This window comes from Saccharospirillum impatiens DSM 12546 (assembly GCF_000423605.1).
GTDB classification, from domain to species: domain Bacteria; phylum Pseudomonadota; class Gammaproteobacteria; order Pseudomonadales; family Natronospirillaceae; genus Saccharospirillum; species Saccharospirillum impatiens.
Genome location: NZ_AUIH01000006.1, coordinates 80,491 through 100,009, shown reverse-complemented (window position 1 = coordinate 100,009; position 19,519 = coordinate 80,491). Strand labels below are relative to the sequence as shown.

The window sequence follows — 19,519 nt, the reverse complement described above, 5'->3', positions numbered from 1 at the left end:
GGGTCCCATGGCTCTGTACGTCCAGAAATACGGCGGCACCTCGGTTGGCACAACTGACCGGATTGAGCATGTCGCTGATAAAGTGAAAACGTTTTGCGATAATGGCCATGATGTTGTGGTCGTTGTATCTGCTATGAGTGGGGAAACGAATCGGCTGTTGTCTTTGGCGTCTGCGATTACAGACCAGCCCAACCCCCGTGAGATGGACGTACTGGTCTCTACTGGCGAGCAGGTGACCATCGCCCTGCTGAGCATGGCTTTGCAAAAGCGCGGTTGCTCAGCTCGCTCCTACACCGGTGATCAGGTGCGGATCGTAACGGACAGTGCCCATACCAAGGCCCGCATCAAGCACATTGATGTTGAATCGATTCAGAACGATCTGAAAACCGGGCGAGTCGTTGTGGTTGCCGGTTTTCAGGGGGTGGATGAGCTCGGCAATACAACAACGCTGGGGCGTGGCGGGTCCGATACCACGGCCGTGGCGCTGGCTGCGGCATTGAAGGCCGATGAATGCCAGATTTACACCGATGTCGACGGCGTATACACCACCGACCCCAGGGTGGTCGACAGTGCTCGTCGGCTCGACAAGATAACCTTTGAAGAAATGCTGGAAATGGCCAGTCAGGGATCTAAGGTGTTACAGATCCGGTCGGTTGAATTTGCTGGCAAATACAACGTTCCGCTGCGGGTATTATCGAGTTTCGTCGATGGTCCGGGCACTTTGATTACGCTGGAGGAAGAACAGCCCATGGAACAGCCGGTAATTTCAGGCATTGCCTTTAACCGCGATGAAGCCAAACTGACTGTGTTGGGCGTGCCGGACATCCCCGGTGTGGCCAGTCGTATTCTGGGGCCTGTCAGTGCCGCAAACATTGAAGTGGATATGATTGTGCAAAACGTGGCGGATGATAACTCCACAGATTTCACCTTTACGGTCCATCGCAACGATTTCGAACGGGTCAAGAAAGTCCTGAATGAAGTTGGCAATGATCTGGGTGCTCGCGAAGTTCGGGGCGATGCCAATATTGCCAAGGTATCGATTGTTGGTGTTGGCATGCGGTCACACGCCGGCGTGGCCTCGAAAATGTTCGATACACTGGCGGCTGAGAATATCAATATACAAATGATTTCTACGTCTGAGATCAAGGTTGCGGTCGTTATTGCTGAACGCTACCTTGAGCTGGCGGTGCGTGCGCTTCACTCGGCTTTTGAGCTGGATGCGCGTGAGCAAGATCGTTAAATCGGTTGTTTGCCGGTTTCGATGGTAAAGGTCTGCATTCCACTGCCCGGAATGACAGGCTATAAAGTGCGGATAGAGGCGGATTATTGCAGAAATGTGGACAGTCCGGCTTTATTTTTAATGTATGTGGTCAATACTCTGAGGTGTATTTGTTAAAAGGATGTTGGTCTCAGGATTGGGCCGCCGCTAGCAAATTGCACAATCAGGAGCTGGATACTGGAAGTTTCCAGAACATTTAGGAGAGTTTAGATGCTTATTTTGACGCGCCGTGTAGGTGAAACACTCATGATCGGTGATGAAGTCACTGTGACTGTGTTGGGGGTCAAGGGTAATCAGGTTCGTATTGGTGTGAATGCCCCCAAGGACGTAGCTGTGCACCGTGAAGAAATCTATCAGCGTATTCAACGCGAGATGGGTCACCCTGAAGGTGAGGATGACCTGTAGTTAGCCCGGGCCGGGGCATGTTAATGAAATGGAGCTAATCGCTTCATTTTATTGAAGTTTTTCCTTTTCTTTTGTGAAAAACATGATAACATGCGCGCCGTTGTTTGGAGAGATGGCCGAGTGGCTGAAGGCGCACCCCTGCTAAGGGTGTATAGGAGAAATCCTATCGAGGGTTCGAATCCCTCTCTCTCCGCCATTGTTTTTCGTTGGGATAAAAGGGTGCTAACCCGTCAGTCTCAATCAGGAAAGCAAGGCGGAAACGGTTTCGCCAAGTTACGCGCCCGTAGCTCAGCTGGATAGAGTACCTGGCTACGAACCAGGCGGTCGCACGTTCGAATCGTGCCGGGCGCGCCATTCTTACTGGTTTCAGCAATGCACAATGTGTTGATCATTGGTAAGAATAAGTAACGAGTAAAAAGGGCAAGGCGCTAGGCCTCCCTGCTATAAGATCCCTCCAGGCCGGTGAGGTAAAACATCGGTGATGTACGCGCCCGTAGCTCAGCTGGATAGAGTACCTGGCTACGAACCAGGCGGTCGCACGTTCGAATCGTGCCGGGCGCGCCATTTTTCTCCCCCCTAGTTTTTCAGTCTTCCCGTGTCGGTTGTGATGGTCAGTTACCGCTATGTTATCGGCTGGCGTTACTGGTTAATCGCGTTATGGTCAGGCCTATGGCTGGCCTGATGAATTGCGTACAGGGTCGGAATCAGGCTCCAGGTTGTGAATCAGGCGATCCAGTGCCTGGGTGGAGCGCTCAGCTCTTACCTCCAGCCACAAGCGCTCGGCACCCGAATGCGCGACTCTAAGGTGATTGAGCCACTGCTTCAGACGTCCTGCACAGTATTTTTCCGGCATGTCTGCCCGTACTTCGCGCCAGAACTGAACAATCAGCCCGCACAGGCGCTGCCAATCCAGGGTGGTTTCATTATTTTGGCGGATTCGATGGGCCAGATCCGGATGCCGGATGGCGCCTCGCCCCAGCATAACGTCCTGGGTGCCGGCTATCTGGCTGCAGGCCTGGTAATCGGCGGGTGACCAGACATCGCCGTTTGCGATCAGCGGAATGGAGATGGCGCTGCGTATGCGCGCCAGCTCGTGCCAGTGGGCGGGTGGCGCGTAACCCTGAGCCCGGGTTCGGGCATGAACGGTCAATTCTGTGGCCCCGGCATCGGCGATCGCCCGGGCATTGTCCAGCATCAGTTCGGTATCATCATAACCCAGTCGCATTTTGGCTGAGACGGTGATGTGCTCAGGCAGTGCCTCTCTGACAGCCTTGACTACCTGATACAGGGTATCCGGTTCGCGTAACAATACAGCGCCACCCTGGCTGCGATTAACCGTCTTGCTGGGGCAGCCAAAATTCAGATCAATACCATCAGACCCCAACGCTATGGCGCGCTGTGCATTGGCCGCCAGAGCCTCCAGATGATTACCCAGAAGTTGAACTCGAACGGGTGTGCCGCTGTCTGTTCGGCTGCCCTGCAGAAGTTCCGGGCAGATGCTGTAAAAAACACTTTCCGGCAGTAATTGATCCACGACACGAACAAATTCTGAGATTACGCGATCGAAGCCGCCCTGGGCGGTAATCAACCGGCGCAGGTACACATCGGCAAGCCCTTCCATCGGGGCCAGTATCAGGCGCATTGTTGGCTCACTTTCATGTCTGACTGCTCTTGAATTGTATGAAAAACAGGCGCGGAGTCTACCTGAGACCAAGGTCGAATCAAGGTCGAAAATCCCTGTCAATTCAGCATATTGCAACAGTTTGTTGCGAAAGTTGCTGAACTGACCTCTGTTGCGCCAATTCTCGGGTTTGGGGTACCCTACCGACGCTCGGCGCTGTGCTGCTTACGGCAAGATCAGCCACAATCAACCATTCAGAGTCAGAATTCAGATCGTCGAACAGGGTGCCGAACGCACCGTTTCATCGATGATTTGAAGGGTGTCTCTGCGGCCGGCCAACATTAAGGATCTCCTGATGTCCGAATTTCTAAGAGAAGGTTTTTCGCTGCTGTTCATGGGAATGGGTACTGTATTCGTATTCTTAACCGTTTTGGTGATTGGCACTACTTTGATGTCCAAAATCATCAACCGCTTCTTCGGCCTTCCAGAACCGGAAGCCAAGGGCAAACGGCGGCCTTCAACTGCAGAAGATTTGTCTGAACTGGCGGCTGTGGCCGCTGCAGTCAAGGCCGTACACGGCCACTGACCATTGCCAACCCATTTCACTGAACGCTAAGGGCGATTGCCATGAGTGCTAACAAAAATCCAATCAAGCTGACCGATGTCGTACTGCGTGATGCTCATCAGTCGCTGTTCGCGACTCGGTTGCGCATCGACGACATGCTGCCAGTCTGCGAGAAACTCGATAACATCGGCTACTGGTCTTTGGAGTCCTGGGGCGGGGCAACATTTGATGCCTGCATCCGGTATCTGGGTGAAGATCCCTGGGATCGGATCCGCGAGTTGAAAAAAGCCATGCCCAATACCCGTCAGCAAATGTTGCTGCGCGGTCAAAACCTGCTCGGATATCGCCATTATGCAGACGACGTGGTTGACCGGTTTGTTGAGCGTGCGGTAACCAACGGCGTTGACGTGTTCCGCGTTTTCGACGCAATGAATGACCCCCGTAATTTGCAGCGTGCCATGGCCGCGGTAAAAGCCAATGGCGCGCACGCACAAGGTACGATCTCCTATACGACCAGCCCGGTTCACAACACTGAGAACTGGGTTCAACTGGCCCGTGAAATCGAAGACATGGGAGCCGACTCGCTGGCGATCAAAGACATGTCCGGTATTCTGACGCCGTACGACGCTTTTGAGCTGGTCACCAAGTTGAAGGCGGCCCTGGACATTCCGATCAGCCTGCATTGCCACGCGACGGCTGGGTTGTCCTCGATGACCTTGCTCAAAGCTATTGAGGCCGGTATTGATCATGTGGACACCGCAATTTCGTCCATGTCGATGACCTATGGGCACTCGCCAACGGAGTCCATTGTTTCGGCCTTGCAGGGTACTGATCGTGATCCTGGCTTTGACCTGCTCAAACTGGAGGAAATCGCCTCCTATTTTCGCACGGTGCGTAAGAAATACGCGGCTTTTGAAGGGCAGCTACGTGGCGTGGATTCACGTATTCTGGTCGCCCAGGTGCCAGGTGGCATGCTGACTAACATGGAAAGTCAGTTGAAAGAGCAGGGCGCTGGCGATAAATTCGACGCGGTTCTGGATGAGATCCCGAAGGTTCGTAAAGACCTCGGCTACATCCCCCTGGTAACACCCACCTCCCAGATCGTGGGCACCCAAGCGGTGCTGAACGTTCTAACCGGCGAACGGTACAAGTCCATCTCCAAGGAAACACAGGCTATCCTTAAAGGTGAGTACGGCTCCGCGCCAGCGCCTTTTGATACTGAGTTACAAGCCAAGGTCCTTAACGGTGGTGAAGCGATCACCTGTCGTCCGGCTGATATGATTGATGACGAGATGGACAAGCTGACGTCTGAACTTAAAGATATCGCCAAAGAAAAGGATATCCAGCTTGCTCATGACGTGGTCGATGATGTTCTTACCTATGCTCTGTTTCCGCAAATCGGTCTGAAGTTCCTGCAGAATCGCGGTAATGCCGACGCCTTTGAGCCAGTGCCCACTGCCGCTGTAGCCACGCCAGCCAAGGCTGGTAAGGCCGAAGCAGCTACTTACACGGTCGCAATAAACGGTAAGTCATACGTCGCCCAGGTCGATGCGTCCGGTGGTGTCAGCGTGTCCATCAACGGCAAAACCTATAAGACGGACATCAGTGAAGGCGGTGAGGTCTCCTCGACCCCGGCGGCACCTGCTGAAAGTGGAACGGACGTTCCGGCTCCGCTTGCTGGCAATATTTTCAAGATTCTGGTTCAGCCAGGCGACACCGTTGATGAAGGGCAGGTGGTCATGATTCTGGAAGCCATGAAGATGGAAACCGAAGTCAGTGCTCCCCAGGCCGGAACGGTTGGAACCGTCCAGGTGAAAGAAGGTGACTCGGTGTCCGTAGGCGATACCCTGCTGACGTTGTGAGGGAATAACGAATGGATAAGCTCAACGTATTATTGGGGCAATCGGGGCTCGCCAACCTTACCCTGGGTCAGTTCAGTATGATCATCATAGGGTTGGTGTTGCTGTATCTGGCGATCAACAAACGGTTCGAGCCGTTGTTGCTGTTGCCTATCGGTTTTGGAGCCATTCTGGTCAATATACCCGGGGCTGGCATGTATGCCGAGCCCATCTATGCGGCTGATGGACACCTGGAGGCTGCGGGCGGCTTGCTGTATTACGTTTACAGCATTGGCATCGAAAGCGGGGTCTTTCCATTGCTCATCTTCATGGGCGTTGGTGCCATGACTGACTTTGGTCCCATGCTGGCTAACCCCAAGACGCTGTTTCTCGGGGCTGCAGCTCAATTTGGTATCTTTGGCACCATTATTGGTGCCGTCTGGATGTCTTCAATGGGCTGGATGGATTTCTCGCTGGCAGACGCAGCGGCCATTGGCATCATCGGCGGGGCTGATGGGCCAACTTCCATTTTCGTAGCCAGTCGACTGGCGCCAGATTTGCTGGGTGCCATTGCGGTAGCCGCCTACAGCTATATGGCCCTTGTTCCGCTGATACAGCCCCCTATCATGCGGGCTCTGACGACCAAGGCTGAGCGCAAGATCACCATGACTCAGCTGCGTGTTGTAAGCAAGCGAGAAAAGATCGTCTTTCCGCTGATGGTCCTGGTAGTCGTCGCCATGTTTTTGCCCTCTGCGGCACCTTTGTTGGGTATGTTTTGTTTCGGCAACCTGATGAAAGAAAGCGGTGTGGTAGAGCGCCTGAGCGATACGGCTCAAAACGCTCTGATGAACACGGTCACGATCTTTCTCGGGCTGGCGGTAGGTTCCAAGCTGAGTGCTGATGCTTTCCTGAATGTCGAGACACTGGGTATTCTGGTGCTTGGTTTAGCCGCATTCTGTGTCGGCACAGCTACGGGTGTATTGATGGCCAAACTGATGAACCTGATGAGTAAAACACCGATCAACCCGCTGATTGGCTCGGCTGGCGTTTCAGCCGTGCCAATGGCAGCCCGCGTATCCAACAAAGTGGGTCTGGAGAACAACAACCAGAACTTCCTGCTGATGCATGCCATGGGCCCCAATGTGGCCGGTGTTGTTGGCTCTGCGGTCGCAGCGGGTGTGTTGCTCAGTTACCTCGGCTGATCCCCAGAGTTACCGCAAAGGCGACCTTGGGTCGCCTTTTTTTGTAGGGTTAATTCGGGTCATGGCATGACATTCAGCCTTTGAGGCGAGCGCTTGCCAGTGGCATACTGCCCATCGCTTTCTTAGGAATAGGTGTGGCATGGAAATAATCGCGTCATTTTCGACCCTGACCTGGGTATTTATCGGTGTCATTGGCGTTTTGTTGCTCTATTTTCATGGCCCTGTCTACTCCGCCCATACGGCGAACTACACTCCCAGTATCCTGACCAGTATCGGTATCTTTGGTACCTTCCTGGGTGTAGCGCTGGGTCTTGCCGAGTTTGACACAAACGCCATTCAGTCGAGTGTGCCTGCGCTGCTGGAGGGGCTTAAAACAGCCTTCTGGACTTCGATAGCCGGTTTGCTGGGCGCACTGACCATCAAGTTTCGCTATGCCGTCGCCAGTATGCGTGTGCGTGCTCATCGGGAAGCGAAACAAACCGCGACCATGGATGACCTGGCCTGGCATCTTGAGCGTATATCCAATCATTTGGCGACTGAGGATGCTGAACCGGTCAGTTCACTGTTGAAACAGCAACACGGGGCTCAACTGGCACAGCAAAAACAGCTTGAAAGCACCATTCGCAACTACCAGTCAGACATGACTGAGGCCAATCAGCAGGCATTGCAGCAAGCCATAGGCCATGTGATGCGCGAGTTCAATACCCGCATTGAAGAACAGTACGGTGAGAACTTCAGGCAATTGAATGAAGCCGTCGGCCAGATGATCGTCTGGCAAAAAGAGCATCGTGAATCGATAGAGGCGCTCGTCGAGAGCAATCGCCAGAGTGCTGAAAGCGCCAAGCTGGGCGCGGAGTCGTTTGAAAGGCTGATACAGCAAACCCGGTCGTTCACCAGTGTGGCGGAAGACATGGAGGCACTGCTGTCGACGCTGCAGACTCAAAGCGAAAACCTGCGGGAATACCTGTCGACCTTTTCAAACCTGGTGGTCGATGCCCAGCAGGGCCTGCCACAGCTGGAAACGCGAATACTGCAATTGACCGAAGGTATGCAGCAACTGGTGGAAACGCAGGGGCGGCAAATGCGCACTTTGCTCGAAGGGTCGGCGACCGATATTCGCGATACCGTGAAAAACGTCAGTGATGTTCTGATGGAAGGCACCGAGCGAGCCCAGCAAACCATGGGTACGCAGTTGACGCAGTTGCTGGAACGCAACGATAAACAAATGCAGCAAATGGACCAAACGCTCGAAGCCGAGCTGAACCAGGCGATGAAATCCTTTGGTTACCAGTTGACGGCTTTGTCGGAAAAATTTGTCAACGACTATACGCCGCTGACTGACAAGTTGCATGATTTGGTCAGGCTGGCCGAGCAGTCGAAATGAGAGATGATGGCGAGCATATTGAGCAGGAGGAGCACTGGGTCTCGGTCAGTGACCTGATGGCTGGCCTGATGATGGTGTTCTTGCTGGTCGCTATCGTGTTCATGGTGGATGCTGAAATCGAACGCAACAAGGTCAGTGAGGTTGCTGTGCTCTACGACCGTCTGCGAACCCAGTTATACCAGGATTTGGTCGAAGAGTTTGAGCCGGATCTGGAGCGCTGGGGTGCCGAGGTTAACCCTGATCTCAGTATCCGGTTCAATCGCGAATCCCTGATCTTTGGTCGCGGGGAGAGCGATCTGAGCGCAGCGTTTGAAACCATTCTTGCGGAGTTTTTTCCGCGCTACATGCGCATCATCACCTCCGATCAATACCGGGATGATATCGCTGAAGTCCGGATCGAGGGTCACACCTCCAGTGGCTGGCTCGGACAAACCGAAGATGAAGCCTACATCCTGAACATGGGGCTGAGCCAGGAGCGAACCCGTTCGACGTTGGCCTATGTGCTAAATTTACCCGCAGTGAGCAATCAGCGGGATTGGCTCAAAGAGCACATGACAGCCAATGGACTGTCTTCCTCAAAACCCATTACCGACAACTCTGGCGAGGAAGATGGTGAACGGTCGAGACGCGTTGAATTTCGACTGCGCACGGACGCTGAAAGTCGCATCGCCACCATGCTCGAAGAGCAGGATTTGTAGCGTGGAATTGTACGACTTTCTTGAATTCGAGCCGTTTAACCGGTTGCGTGAACTGATGGGCACCGATCAGCTCGGTCAGTTTGAACTTTTTGATCCGGATCGCCACTTAACCGGCGACGAGCGATCTGTACTGGCGCGCCAGGGGTTGCAACTGCCCCGGTCTATGCTGGGCCGGCTACTGGATCACTGCCTGTGTTATAAGAATTCAAGGGTTGCGATAGTTGACGAAGACACCCTGCATCTGGCGAACTGTGACCAGTTTCCCGACCGTGACCAATACCGGGTTGGAACCAGTGAGCAGGCTTTTGACGCACCGACGGTCGTCTGTTCGGCCTGCTTGCAGGTTCTGAATTATCAGGGATATGACGAACAAAAGGCCCGCAAAGAGTACTATAACCGTCAGGTACTGCAGCAGTTCTCACTGGAGGCCTTTTGGTCTGACTATGTACCGTACCCACTGAACCGGGATCGGGAAAAAGTAAAACCAATAGACCGGTCGGAAGGCGTAGAAGGACCGCCGACCAGTAATCCGATCGGGTAGAGACTCACAAAAGTAACACGAGTCTGCGCATAATGAGACCACCGTGGCGGCTATTTGGCCGGTATTCAGGACACCCCATTTGGGGGGCTTTGTCATCATTCATCCCATGCATACTCACAGAGTGGGGAGCCGTATCGATGCGCTTTTCTTGTTACAACCGGGTTCAACACCCAATAATGCTGTGGTTTTGGCTGGTGTTGGCGGTGTTCTTTCTAAGCGGCTGTGCAACCCGTCAGCTGCCGGCCAATCTCTCCAGTGCCATTCTTAACAGCGATGACTTACAAACCGTTGAGGATGGACTGCCCAGCTACCTGTTGATGATCGATGCGCTGGTCGAGACCTATCCCGACAGTGAGCAAATGCAGTTAACCGCCGCCTCTTTGAACAGTGCTTACGCGGGTGTTTTTATTCCGCCGGAGCAGACTGATCGGCGCCGTGCCATGTCCACTAAGGCGCTCGAATATGCCTTTTCGGCGTTTTGCACCTACGATGATGAAGCTTGTGGCCTTCGGGATGTGAAACCGGATCGGATCGAAATCGCCCTGGCTCAGTGGGATCACCCCGATGACTTACCCTTCCTTTACACCCTGGGAACCGCCTGGGCCAGCTACATCCAAAACAACAGCGACGACTGGTTAGCTGTTGCACAACTGGGCCAGGCTCAGGCGGTGCTAGAGCGCACGGTTGCTATAGAGCCCGGCTACGAGCGAGGAACGGCGTTGTTGTATCTTGGCGTCATGAACAGCATTCTGCCTCCAAGCCTGGGCGGTAAGCCTGATGTTGCTCAAGCCTATTATGAGCAAGCCCTTACCGCAGCCGATGGCCAGAACCTGATCATTCACGTGTATTATGCGTCTCAGTTTGCCCGCCTGATCTTTGACCGGGAGCTGCACGACCGGCTGCTTCAGGATGCGTTAAGCCGGGATCCGTATGTTGATGGTCTGACATTGCAAAACCGATACGCCCAGCAACAAGCCGAGCGGCTGCTGGCCAGCGCTGATGATTACTTTTAGCGGGCGGTTTACTGGCAAAGAGTACTACCTGCCTACTCTCTCTATAGGGATGTAGTTCATAAAAGACAGGATGCCTTTGTTAATCTTTCTTTAGTCCGGAACGGGCCATAAGCCCAATCCAGACGACCTATTCGGGGTGCACGCACCCCTGTGAGGACTCTATGATATCCATGCGTAGCTTGACGGTCACCGCCATACTGTCCATTACCGCGGTGATGGCTCAGGCTGAAGAGCTGAAAATCTCCACCCAGTACCCTGATGGTAATGCGGTTCTAAATGAACTGCGTCGAGCCGGGGAAGCGATCAAGGCGCAAACCGAGGGACGGGTCGACATCCGTTATTACCCGGGTGGGGTGATGGGCGATGACCAGGCCGTTCAGCGGAAAATCCGTATTGGTCAGTTACAGGGTGCCTTTGTTCAAAGCGGCGCTTTGGCAAACGCTTTTCGCGATTCCCAGGTGCTCAACGCCCCGCTGTTGTTTCGGAACTACGATGAGGTCGATGCGGTTCGGGCGCAATTGGATGGTGATATTGAGCAAGGCTTCGCAGAGGGTGGCTGGCAAACCTTTGGGCTTATTGAAGCTGGTTTTGCCTACGGCATGAGCCAGCAACCCATAACATCCATGGACAGTTTGAAGGCCCGCAAACTCTGGCTACCGGCCAACGACCCATTTTCCGAGCAGATCGCCAGGGCGTTTGGTATCAACCCGATTGTGCTGAATATTGGCGATGTGCTCACCGCGCTGCAAACCGGTGCTATTGATGCCATTGTGGCCCCTCCTGTCGGCGCCATAACGCTGCAGTGGTACAGTCGGGTGGACTACCTGACGGATGCCCCTTTCATGTACACCTATGGCGTTCTGGCGCTCTCAGATCGAGCCTTTAGCCAGTTGACAGCTGCGGATCAGGCCATTGTTGAGGCCGAGTTTGGTAACGCCAGTGCCACGATTGATCGACAGACCCGTCAGGACAATCTGCGTTCCTTCGCGGCACTGGAAACATTGGGCATCGAGATTGTCGAGCCTGGAGAAGCCGACCGGTCAGCCCTGGAGGCAGAATCCGAAGCCGCGACTCGTTTGCTGATCGAGCGTGATCAGTTCTCGGCCGGCATCTATGAGAAAGTCAGCGATATATTGGTCCGCCACCGGGATGCGCTGTGACAGTCTGGCGCTTTCTGGACCGTTGGATGGCCACACTGGAGCGTTTGCTGCTGGCGGCAATACTGCTAACGATGATCAGTCTGAGCGTTTTGCAGATTGGGTTACGCAATGTGGCTGACACCAGTTGGTATTGGATTGATCCCTTCACCCGGCTGCTGGTGCTTTGGCTGGCTGTACTGGGTGCCATGGTGGCGACCCGTACCGGAGAGCACATCGCCATTGATGCGTTGGGGCACTTTCTGAAGCCCGGGTTGGCCCGGTTGGTGAGTGCCCTGGCCAATGCGTTCGCAGCCCTGGTTACGGGGCTAATGGCTTGGCACGCTGCCCGGTTTGTCCTGGATGAATGGCAGTATGGAGGTACCACCTTTTCCGGATTGCCAGTCTGGCCGTTCGAGCTGATCATGCCCCTGGGGTTTGCCTGGATGTGCTTCCGCTTCGGGCTCAATACCCTTAAACCTCCGGTGAAACCCGCGATATGAATGCTTTAGTTTCTGCACTACTGGCGCTGATCGCTGCGCTGGGCGCGCCCCTGTTTGTCATCATCCTGGCCGCTGCAGCCTGGGGCTTCTGGGTCATCGGCATTGACCTCATGGTTCTGCCAATAGAACTCTATCGGCTAACGGAAAACACGTTGTTGATGGCGCTGCCACTTTTTGCCTTTGCTGGCTTTTTGCTCAGTGAATCCCGCACCGCAGAGCGGTTGGTCAGGGTATCCCGGGCAGCTATGGGGTGGCTGCCAGGAGGCATGATATTGATTGCTTTGCTTGCCTGCGCCTTTTTTACCATGTTGACCGGCGGCTCCGGGGTAACCATCGTTGCTCTTGGGGCTCTGTTGTTACCTGCGTTAACTCAGGCTGGCTATTCCGAGCGTTTTGCCCTTGGACTGATCACCACCTCAGGCAGTTTGGGGTTGTTGCTGCCGCCGGCCATTCCACTGATTCTGTACGGCATTGTCGCCCAGCAAATGGATGTGCAAGGGGTCGACATTCAGTCTCTGTTTCTGGCCGGATTCATTCCAGCCCTTATCATGATCGTCTCTTTGTGGTTGCTTGGCTTGTGGCAACAACGTCATCAACCTGTACCTCTGACGCCGTTTAACCTGCGTGAACTGGGCAGTGCACTGTGGGAGTCCAAGTGGGAGCTGGGCATTCCGGCCATCGTTATGGGAGGGCTGTTCAGCGGCTGGCTGGTGGTGTCCGATATAGCGGCGATCACGGCGCTCTATGTACTGATCATTGAAGTGGCGATCTATCGTGAAATACCGCTTCGACGCCTGCCTGCAGTAGCGGCTGAATCAATGAAAATGGTGGGCGGGATCCTGCTGATACTGGGCGTGGCACTGGCGTTCACCAATCTACTGATTGATCTGCAAGTGCCGGCTCAGGTGTTCGACTGGGTCAGTACGCACATAGACAGTCGGTGGGTGTTTTTGCTGTTTTTAAACGTCGGATTGCTGGCATTGGGCGCTGTTCTGGACATCTTCGCCGCCTTGATTATCATCGTTCCGTTGATTCTCCCGGTTGCGCTGGAATATGGTATCGATCCGGTTCATCTGGGCATTATATTTGTTGCCAATATGCAGATTGGCTATTTTACGCCACCGGTTGGAATGAACCTGTTCATCGCCAGTTACCGGTTTAAACGCTCAATAACCGAGCTGTACGTCGCCACCTTGCCAATGATGCTGGTGTTGATGGGAGTCGTATTGCTGATTACCTACTGGCCTGACATGGTGTTGTTTCTGGTAAAATAATCTGCGCTAAACGTTTGACTTAATTGGGAAAATCGCTAAAATGCGCTCCACTTTCAAGGTTCACAGTGTGGGCTTCGGATGTAGCCGGGAGGCGTTGTATCCAAAAGGTGTGGGTGTGTAGCTCAGCTGGGAGAGCATCGCCCTTACAAGGCGAGGGTCAGCGGTTCGATCCCGTTCACACCCACCATACCGTGGAGCGGTAGTTCAGTTGGTTAGAATACCGGCCTGTCACGCCGGGGGTCGCGAGTTCGAGTCTCGTCCGTTCCGCCACTTCGTCAAGCGAGAAGTGAAAAGGTAGAAAAAGTAAGGCCAAGTCGCAGGACTTAAAACTAAGTGTGGAGCGGTAGTTCAGTTGGTTAGAATACCGGCCTGTCACGCCGGGGGTCGCGAGTTCGAGTCTCGTCCGTTCCGCCACTTTTCTTATGAAAAGTGAAAAGGTAAGGAAGGAAAGGTAAGACCAAGGTCGCGAGCTGGAGCGCCAGCCCGGTCGGGTCACGTCCTTAATTGGACAGTGAGGCAGTAAGCCGGGAGGCTTCGTATCCATTAGTACTGGGTGTGTAGCTCAGCTGGGAGAGCATCGCCCTTACAAGGCGAGGGTCAGCGGTTCGATCCCGTTCACACCCACCATACCGTGGAGCGGTAGTTCAGTTGGTTAGAATACCGGCCTGTCACGCCGGGGGTCGCGAGTTCGAGTCTCGTCCGTTCCGCCATTAAGTTTCAAGCAAGACCCTGGTCGCGAGCTGGAACGCCAGCCCGATCGCGTCACGTCCGTTCCGCCATTAAGTTTCTTGGTTTCAAGCAAGACCCTGGTTGAGAGCTGGAGCCGTCAGCTCGGTTGCGTCCCGTCTGCTCCGCCATTTACTAACCACTTCCAGGTGAGTCCCTGTTCTTGAGCTGAAACGTTAGTCGGGCTTTCTCTGTTCTGAACCATTCGCGTTCAACGCTCCTGATATCCTATTCAGAGGCTCCCTAGCTTGTACTTGTTGGATTTGCTATTGAGTGTGGTTGTTTTTGAACTGATCCTGCTTGACTCACCGCACTGCATATGGCTCTATTAGCTGATTAAAACGATCGTTTGAAACGGATAATAGGTTTTGCCATGACGCAGACATACCCAGCCCTGTTCACCCCCCTTGATGTAGGTCCTTTTACCCTGAAAAACCGGTTTCTCATGGGGTCGATGCACACTGGTTTGGAAGAAGCCAAGCAAGGTTTTGAGCGTATGGCGGCGTTTTACGCTGAACGGGCGCGAGGCGGCGTGGCGCTGATCGTGACGGGTGGTATCGCCCCGAATGAGGAGGGTGTGACGTATCCGGGTGCAGCAAAGCTAACCAGCGAGGCCGATGTGGAGTCGCACCGCCTGATTACCCGGGCAGTGCAGGCAGAAGGGGGCCGAATTTGTCTGCAGATACTTCATACCGGGCGCTACGCTTATGTCCCGAATAATGTGTCTGCCTCGGCTTTGCAGGCGCCTATTAACCCTTTTAAACCGCGCGAACTGACGTCTGACGATATTGAGCAAACCATTGCCGATTTCGCTCGCTGTGCCCGGCTGGCCCAGCAAGCAGGCTACGACGGTGTTGAGGTCATGGGATCGGAGGGTTATCTGATCAATCAGTTCACCGCCTTGCGAACCAACCAGCGCGATGATGAGTGGGGCGGTGATATTGAACACCGAATCACATTGGCCGAGCGCATTGTTCGCGCGATTCGCGACGCCTGCGGTGACAATTTTCTGGTGATCTACCGGTTGTCGATGATCGACCTGGTTGACGATGGCAATACCTGGGATGAAATCGTCATACAGGCCAAGCTACTTCAAGCGGCGGGTGTCAATTTGCTCAACACAGGTATTGGCTGGCATGAAGCGCGTGTTCCTACCATTGTTACCTCGGTACCCCGGGCTGCCTTTGCCCGGGTAACTGAGCGCATTCGCAAAGAAGTCAGCATTCCTGTGGTGGCCTGCAACCGTATCAACACGCCTGAGGTGGCTGAAACCATTGTTGCTTCCGGGCAGGCCGATATGGTGTCCATGGCGCGCCCGTTCCTCGCAGATTCCGATTTCGTCAACAAGGCAGAGCAGGGCGACGCAGAGGCAATCAATACCTGCATCGCCTGCAATCAGGCCTGCCTGGATCATATATTTGAGATGAAGCTGACGTCATGCCTGGTCAACCCGCGAGCCTGTCGTGAAACTGAACTGAACTATGTTCCGGTGACCGAACCCCGGCGAATAGCGGTTGTCGGGGCAGGCCCGGGTGGTCTGGCGACGGCAACGGTTGCCGCTCAACGTGGCCATCAGGTTACCTTGTTTGACGAGCATGATGATATTGGCGGGCAGTTTAATCTCGCAAAACGAATTCCCGGAAAAGAAGAGTTTTTTGAGACGCTGCGCTACTTCCGGGTCCAGCTGCAGCGGAACCAGGTTGAACTCAAGTTGGGTCAACGGGTGTCCGGAGCCGATCTGGCGGGGTTTGATGAGGTCGTTATCGCTACGGGAATCGTGCCGCGAACACCAGACATCGCCGGTATCGATCACCCCATGGTTGTGTCCTATACCGATTTGGTCAGTGGCGTGGTTGCGCCAGGCAGCCGGGTAGCCGTGGTGGGCGCCGGTGGCATCGGTTTTGATGTCAGCGAGGTACTGATTCACGGTGGCCAGTCACCCAGCCTCGATATCGACGCGTTTTCACGCGAGTGGGGTGTGGATCTGACGGTGTCGGGTCGCGGTGGACTGATAGCCGCTCAGCCTGAGCCGAGCCCGAGGGAAGTGTGGTTGTTGCAGCGCAAAGCCAGCAAAATAGGGAAGAATCTGGGGAAAACGACGGGCTGGATTCACCGGGCCACGTTAAAAGCCAAGGGTGTCCATTTTATGACCGGCGTCGACTATCAGCGCATCGACGACGATGGCTTGCACCTGATGGTCGGGGGTGAATACCAGTGCTTGCCGGTTGATCAGGTCGTGATTTGCGCGGGTCAGGAGTCGCGTCTGGAGTTGTTTGACGCACTTGAGAAGCTCGGGATCGCGGCTCACCGGGTCGGCGGGGCCATGCAAGCCGGTGAGCTGGACGCCAAGCGGGCCATCCGGCAAGGGTCAGAACTCGCAGCTGAACTTTAACGGGTTGCCGAAAAAACCATCCTGCGTTGTATGAGCTACATACATGTAGCTCAGCCTGGCTTGTTGCCTGTTGATTTGCTCCAGCCGAATCGGTCCACAACGCGATAACCAGCAATGTGATTTGTCACTGGTTTTTTGAAATCAATGACCTGGCCGACATCGTTCTTTGCCGGAGGATAGGTGTGTTGGCGAGATTCGTCACGGCTCTGGCATTGGTTCGCAGGTATCATTCAGAGTCTTTCTAGCCCCAAGCCCACTGCAATAGGGTTCTCACCCTGTTGAATCGACACTTTTACCACAACATTGGTCACACTCTGGCGCTTTGCCCCTAGTGGGGCGATCCAATTGACGATCAGGTCACACTTCTGGTGACCGCCAGAGGTTAGACTTGTTCGCCTGGGGTCACTCTCTGAAATTACGTATGCCAAGCATGCGTGCTACTCTGAGTCTCAGGCAGGTTCGCCTGAACAGGCGCAGGTCTTTTTGATGGCGACCGATCTGGTTTCGGGTTGCTGTCGAATAGTATGGGGACGGATAGAGGTAAGGTATGGCATATCGCAACAGCAAAGAACTGATCGAAGCGGTCTTTTTCTTTGGTCGCAAAGGCATTACCAAAGAAATGCGTTATACCGAGTTCGAAGCCGTTCTGGATGGCGTGGTCGGCATTACCGGCTTGTCATCTCGAGAAATTCAGGCAGCCTACCTGAAAATCACTCCCACCCTGGAAGTACACAGCGTCGTATTGTTTCTGATCGAATTTGATGATCGTGGTTTTGCCGATCAGGATTGGAACATCCCGCTGCGCCACCTGGCCGACACCGCAGGCCCCGGTCCCAATCTCGGTCAGGGGCCGATCCGGCTCGCTTGCCGCAGTCAGTGCTCAGTCTCCTGGTACCAGCGAGAGCTTTGGGAACCCAAGGTGCGGGATGGTCTTAACCATTTTCAATTGATTCACGAAGCTGTGAAGCGCAATAAACTGGGTATTATCACCGAAGACGAGCCCTCGCAGCTCAGCGCCACGCCTATGCAAGCACCCACCGCAAAAGCCCCTGTGGATCCGCCCACGATCAGTGAGCAGGTCGATGATGTTGGTGACTTTGAGGACCTGCCGGTCATTTCCGACCAGGTGGAGCCCCAGACACTGAGCGGATACAGTGAAGCAGACCTGAAAGCAGAGCTGGGCAAGCAAGCCCGGGACTTTCAGGAAAAACTCGCTTTACTGACGCGACGCCAGAAACAGCGTATCCACGGCCTCGAAGAGCAGCACAAAGAAGAGGTTGAGCAGGTCAAACGAGCCATGCGCAATGAAGCGCAAACCTACCGTAACCGAATACAGGAGCTGGAGCAGCAGACCAATCAGTCGAGTGTCCTGGGCGATAAACTCCAAAGCAGCTTTCGCAAGCTGGAACGGGATAATCTGGTGCTGCAGGAGCAGTTTGATACGCTTAAGGAGCGGCATGACGAGCTGAAAACTGAACACCTTGCCGCTTTGCACTCCCAGCAATCTTCTACCGCTAGCGAACAGGACAAGGTCGTAGAGCTGAAAGAGGCGTTGACGGAAAAGAATTTCGAGATCGACGAACACAAAGAAACGTTGCGCAATTCGGAGGCTCAGATTCAGGCGTTGACGGAGCAAGTGGCTGAGCTCGAACAAAGCGAAGACACCAATGACGACCTGATGGATCGTCTTGATGGGCTCGATCTGGTCTTTGTGGCCTATCACCCCGGTGCAGGTCACATCAGCATGCCTTCCAGGCAGCTGGCCGATTATCTGGAGCGGCCTCTGGCGTTTGCCGCTCAGAAATGCGGTGTGACGCTGGAGCAATATAAGGCCTGGCTGATTCACTATGACAGCCCTGAGTGCAATGAATGCGGTGTACCGGTTAAGCGGGTAGACCAACCTGGTGATTTTGAACCGGGAACGCATAATTTCTGTTCCCGACACCGGGTGGTCTCCGGTAACGTCACGGCTTTCCGCAAGTCGAGTTGATCTACGATACTGAGGCGACATTGGCCCAGTTCAACGATCCTCGCTTGCCACCAGAGCCAGGCCGCATAGCAACCGATCGAACCCCCTGGTTGGCTGCACCTCGGGTCTTCAGTGTCCGCGGGGACCGCCTGCATCCCATCATTTCCGGTAACAAGTGGTTTAAGCTGCGGGCCTGGCTGATGTTGGCGCATCAACAGTCCGTCAGGCATCTGGTGTCGGTCGGGGGGCCATATTCCAATCATTTGCACGCTCTGGCCTACGCTGGCCATGTACTGGGGCTGGCTACCACAGGCTGGGTGCGTGGCCCGGCGCCCAAACACCTGTCACCGACTCTAGTCGATTGCCAGGGTTGGGGCATGGCCCTGAATTTCATTGACCGTGAGCACTACCGTCAGCGAGAAACTGCTGAGTTTGCCGAATGGGCCTGTCGTGGTCTTGAATCTGCTATGTTCATTCCGGAAGGGGGCTGGTCGCCTGAAGCCATCGATGGATCCAGCGCCTGGTGGCGCCTGGCCGGGGTTGACCTGGATGCGTTGATTTGCCCCGTCGGGTCTGGAACCACTCTGGCAGGGCTGGTCCGCTCTGCTCCTCAATCGACCCGGGTTATTGGCGTTCCCGTCTATCGCGATCCGGATCACTACGCGACGTTGATCGAAAAGCTTGCGGCTGCTGGTGTAGATGCCGGTCAATACACCCTTTGGACAGGTTTTGCCGGAAGAGGCTTTGGCCGGTTGAGCGCTGAACAGAGAGGGTTTATGGCCGATTTCGAACAGCGTGAGAATATCGCACTGGATCCGGTATATACCGCTAAGACCTTCCATGCATTGCAGCATTGCCTGAGCTTTGACTCTGATCTTCGCGAACAACGGCTGGGTATTCTGCATACGGGAGGGTTGCAGGGACGGCGCAGCCAGATCGGGCTGTGATACACTGCGCGTTTTTAACCTGCAGG

16 protein-coding genes and 8 tRNA genes are annotated in these 19,519 nt (G+C 54.6%); 23 read left to right on the top strand and 1 reads right to left on the bottom strand.

Going from position 1 to position 19,519, the window contains the following annotated elements; translation table 11 throughout:
• Positions 1–7 precede the first annotated feature (7 nt).
• From G565_RS0106120 to G565_RS0106100, 5 genes are all read left to right on the top strand, one after another.
• Positions 8–1,240 (top strand): aspartate kinase, encoded by a 1,233-nt coding sequence (locus G565_RS0106120; RefSeq protein WP_028670140.1) that lies wholly within the window; start codon positions 8–10, stop codon positions 1,238–1,240.
• 249 nt (positions 1,241–1,489) lie between these two features.
• Entirely contained in the window at positions 1,490–1,684 is a 195-nt protein-coding gene (csrA, locus tag G565_RS0106115) for a carbon storage regulator CsrA (protein ID WP_028670139.1), read from the top strand.
• Positions 1,685–1,790: 106 nt separating this feature from the next.
• Positions 1,791–1,880 (top strand) — tRNA-Ser (locus G565_RS0106110).
• Between the two features lie 81 nt (positions 1,881–1,961).
• A tRNA-Arg gene (locus G565_RS0106105) sits at positions 1,962–2,038 on the top strand.
• A 133-nt stretch (positions 2,039–2,171) separates the two neighbouring features.
• Positions 2,172–2,248: transfer RNA gene (locus G565_RS0106100), tRNA-Arg, on the top strand.
• Between the two features lie 103 nt (positions 2,249–2,351).
• Here the strand turns inward: G565_RS0106100 and G565_RS0106095 are convergent.
• Positions 2,352–3,326: a tRNA-dihydrouridine synthase gene (locus G565_RS0106095; protein WP_028670138.1), complete on the bottom strand. Its 975-nt coding sequence runs from the start codon at positions 3,324–3,326 to the stop codon at positions 2,352–2,354.
• A gap of 334 nt (positions 3,327–3,660) precedes the next feature.
• Here G565_RS0106095 and G565_RS0106090 point away from each other — a divergent pair, with 334 nt between their 5' ends.
• The 18 genes from G565_RS0106090 to G565_RS23195 all read left to right on the top strand — a co-directional run bounded on the left by G565_RS0106090 (position 3,661) and on the right by G565_RS23195 (position 19,493).
• Entirely contained in the window at positions 3,661–3,891 is a 231-nt protein-coding gene (locus tag G565_RS0106090) for an OadG family protein (protein WP_028670137.1), read from the top strand.
• A 41-nt stretch (positions 3,892–3,932) separates the two neighbouring features.
• Positions 3,933–5,732 (top strand): sodium-extruding oxaloacetate decarboxylase subunit alpha, encoded by a 1,800-nt coding sequence (oadA, locus tag G565_RS0106085; protein WP_028670136.1) that lies wholly within the window; start codon positions 3,933–3,935, stop codon positions 5,730–5,732.
• Between the two features lie 11 nt (positions 5,733–5,743).
• Entirely contained in the window at positions 5,744–6,910 is a 1,167-nt protein-coding gene (locus G565_RS0106080) for a sodium ion-translocating decarboxylase subunit beta (protein ID WP_028670135.1), read from the top strand.
• A gap of 139 nt (positions 6,911–7,049) precedes the next feature.
• Positions 7,050–8,294: a hypothetical protein gene (locus G565_RS0106075; protein ID WP_028670134.1), complete on the top strand. Its 1,245-nt coding sequence runs from the start codon at positions 7,050–7,052 to the stop codon at positions 8,292–8,294.
• Entirely contained in the window at positions 8,291–8,992 is a 702-nt protein-coding gene (locus G565_RS0106070; protein WP_028670133.1) for an OmpA/MotB family protein, read from the top strand. The genes G565_RS0106075 and G565_RS0106070 overlap by 4 nt, the downstream gene beginning before the upstream one ends.
• Position 8,993: 1 nt before the next feature.
• A complete protein-coding gene (locus G565_RS0106065) occupies positions 8,994–9,533 on the top strand; it encodes a hypothetical protein (protein WP_028670132.1) in 540 nt (179 codons plus the stop codon).
• Between the two features lie 137 nt (positions 9,534–9,670).
• Positions 9,671–10,546, top strand: a complete 876-nt coding sequence (locus G565_RS0106060) for a TRAP transporter TatT component family protein (RefSeq protein WP_245584135.1) — start codon at positions 9,671–9,673, stop codon at positions 10,544–10,546.
• Between the two features lie 170 nt (positions 10,547–10,716).
• A complete protein-coding gene (locus G565_RS0106055; protein ID WP_245584134.1) occupies positions 10,717–11,706 on the top strand; it encodes a TRAP transporter substrate-binding protein in 990 nt (329 codons plus the stop codon).
• Entirely contained in the window at positions 11,703–12,185 is a 483-nt protein-coding gene (locus G565_RS0106050; RefSeq protein WP_245584133.1) for a TRAP transporter small permease, read from the top strand. Before G565_RS0106055 ends, G565_RS0106050 begins: the two co-directional genes overlap by 4 nt.
• Positions 12,182–13,459, top strand: a complete 1,278-nt coding sequence (locus G565_RS0106045; protein ID WP_028670128.1) for a TRAP transporter large permease — start codon at positions 12,182–12,184, stop codon at positions 13,457–13,459. The genes G565_RS0106050 and G565_RS0106045 overlap by 4 nt, the downstream gene beginning before the upstream one ends.
• Positions 13,460–13,570: 111 nt before the next feature.
• Positions 13,571–13,646: transfer RNA gene (locus G565_RS0106040), tRNA-Val, on the top strand.
• A gap of 6 nt (positions 13,647–13,652) precedes the next feature.
• Positions 13,653–13,729 (top strand) — tRNA-Asp (locus tag G565_RS0106035).
• A gap of 67 nt (positions 13,730–13,796) precedes the next feature.
• Positions 13,797–13,873, top strand: a tRNA-Asp gene (locus tag G565_RS0106030).
• Positions 13,874–14,010: 137 nt separating this feature from the next.
• Positions 14,011–14,086: transfer RNA gene (locus G565_RS0106025), tRNA-Val, on the top strand.
• 6 nt (positions 14,087–14,092) lie between these two features.
• Positions 14,093–14,169, top strand: a tRNA-Asp gene (locus tag G565_RS0106020).
• 389 nt (positions 14,170–14,558) lie between these two features.
• Positions 14,559–16,577, top strand: coding sequence for an NADPH-dependent 2,4-dienoyl-CoA reductase (locus G565_RS0106015; RefSeq protein ID WP_028670127.1), 2,019 nt, complete (start codon positions 14,559–14,561; stop codon positions 16,575–16,577).
• Positions 16,578–17,124: 547 nt separating this feature from the next.
• Complete coding sequence (locus G565_RS0106005; protein ID WP_028670125.1) at positions 17,125–18,567, top strand: hypothetical protein; 1,443 nt, start codon at positions 17,125–17,127, stop codon at positions 18,565–18,567.
• Positions 18,564–19,493, top strand: coding sequence for a 1-aminocyclopropane-1-carboxylate deaminase/D-cysteine desulfhydrase (locus G565_RS23195; RefSeq protein WP_051207451.1), 930 nt, complete (start codon positions 18,564–18,566; stop codon positions 19,491–19,493). The genes G565_RS0106005 and G565_RS23195 overlap by 4 nt, the downstream gene beginning before the upstream one ends.
• Positions 19,494–19,519 lie beyond the last annotated feature (26 nt).

Coding starts and splice junctions, on each gene's coding strand:
- G565_RS0106095 (WP_028670138.1), bottom strand. CDS start 3,326: ATGCGCCTGATACTGGCCCCGATGGAAGGGCTTGCCGATGTGTACCTG.
- oadA (WP_028670136.1), top strand. CDS start 3,933: ATGAGTGCTAACAAAAATCCAATCAAGCTGACCGATGTCGTACTGCGT.
- G565_RS0106070 (WP_028670133.1), top strand. CDS start 8,291: ATGAGAGATGATGGCGAGCATATTGAGCAGGAGGAGCACTGGGTCTCG.
- G565_RS0106015 (WP_028670127.1), top strand. CDS start 14,559: ATGACGCAGACATACCCAGCCCTGTTCACCCCCCTTGATGTAGGTCCT.
- G565_RS0106005 (WP_028670125.1), top strand. CDS start 17,125: ATGGCATATCGCAACAGCAAAGAACTGATCGAAGCGGTCTTTTTCTTT.
- G565_RS0106045 (WP_028670128.1), top strand. CDS start 12,182: ATGAATGCTTTAGTTTCTGCACTACTGGCGCTGATCGCTGCGCTGGGC.
- csrA (WP_028670139.1), top strand. CDS start 1,490: ATGCTTATTTTGACGCGCCGTGTAGGTGAAACACTCATGATCGGTGAT.
- G565_RS0106060 (WP_245584135.1), top strand. CDS start 9,671: ATGCGCTTTTCTTGTTACAACCGGGTTCAACACCCAATAATGCTGTGG.
- G565_RS0106080 (WP_028670135.1), top strand. CDS start 5,744: ATGGATAAGCTCAACGTATTATTGGGGCAATCGGGGCTCGCCAACCTT.
- G565_RS0106120 (WP_028670140.1), top strand. CDS start 8: ATGGCTCTGTACGTCCAGAAATACGGCGGCACCTCGGTTGGCACAACT.
- G565_RS0106055 (WP_245584134.1), top strand. CDS start 10,717: ATGCGTAGCTTGACGGTCACCGCCATACTGTCCATTACCGCGGTGATG.
- G565_RS0106075 (WP_028670134.1), top strand. CDS start 7,050: ATGGAAATAATCGCGTCATTTTCGACCCTGACCTGGGTATTTATCGGT.
- G565_RS0106090 (WP_028670137.1), top strand. CDS start 3,661: ATGTCCGAATTTCTAAGAGAAGGTTTTTCGCTGCTGTTCATGGGAATG.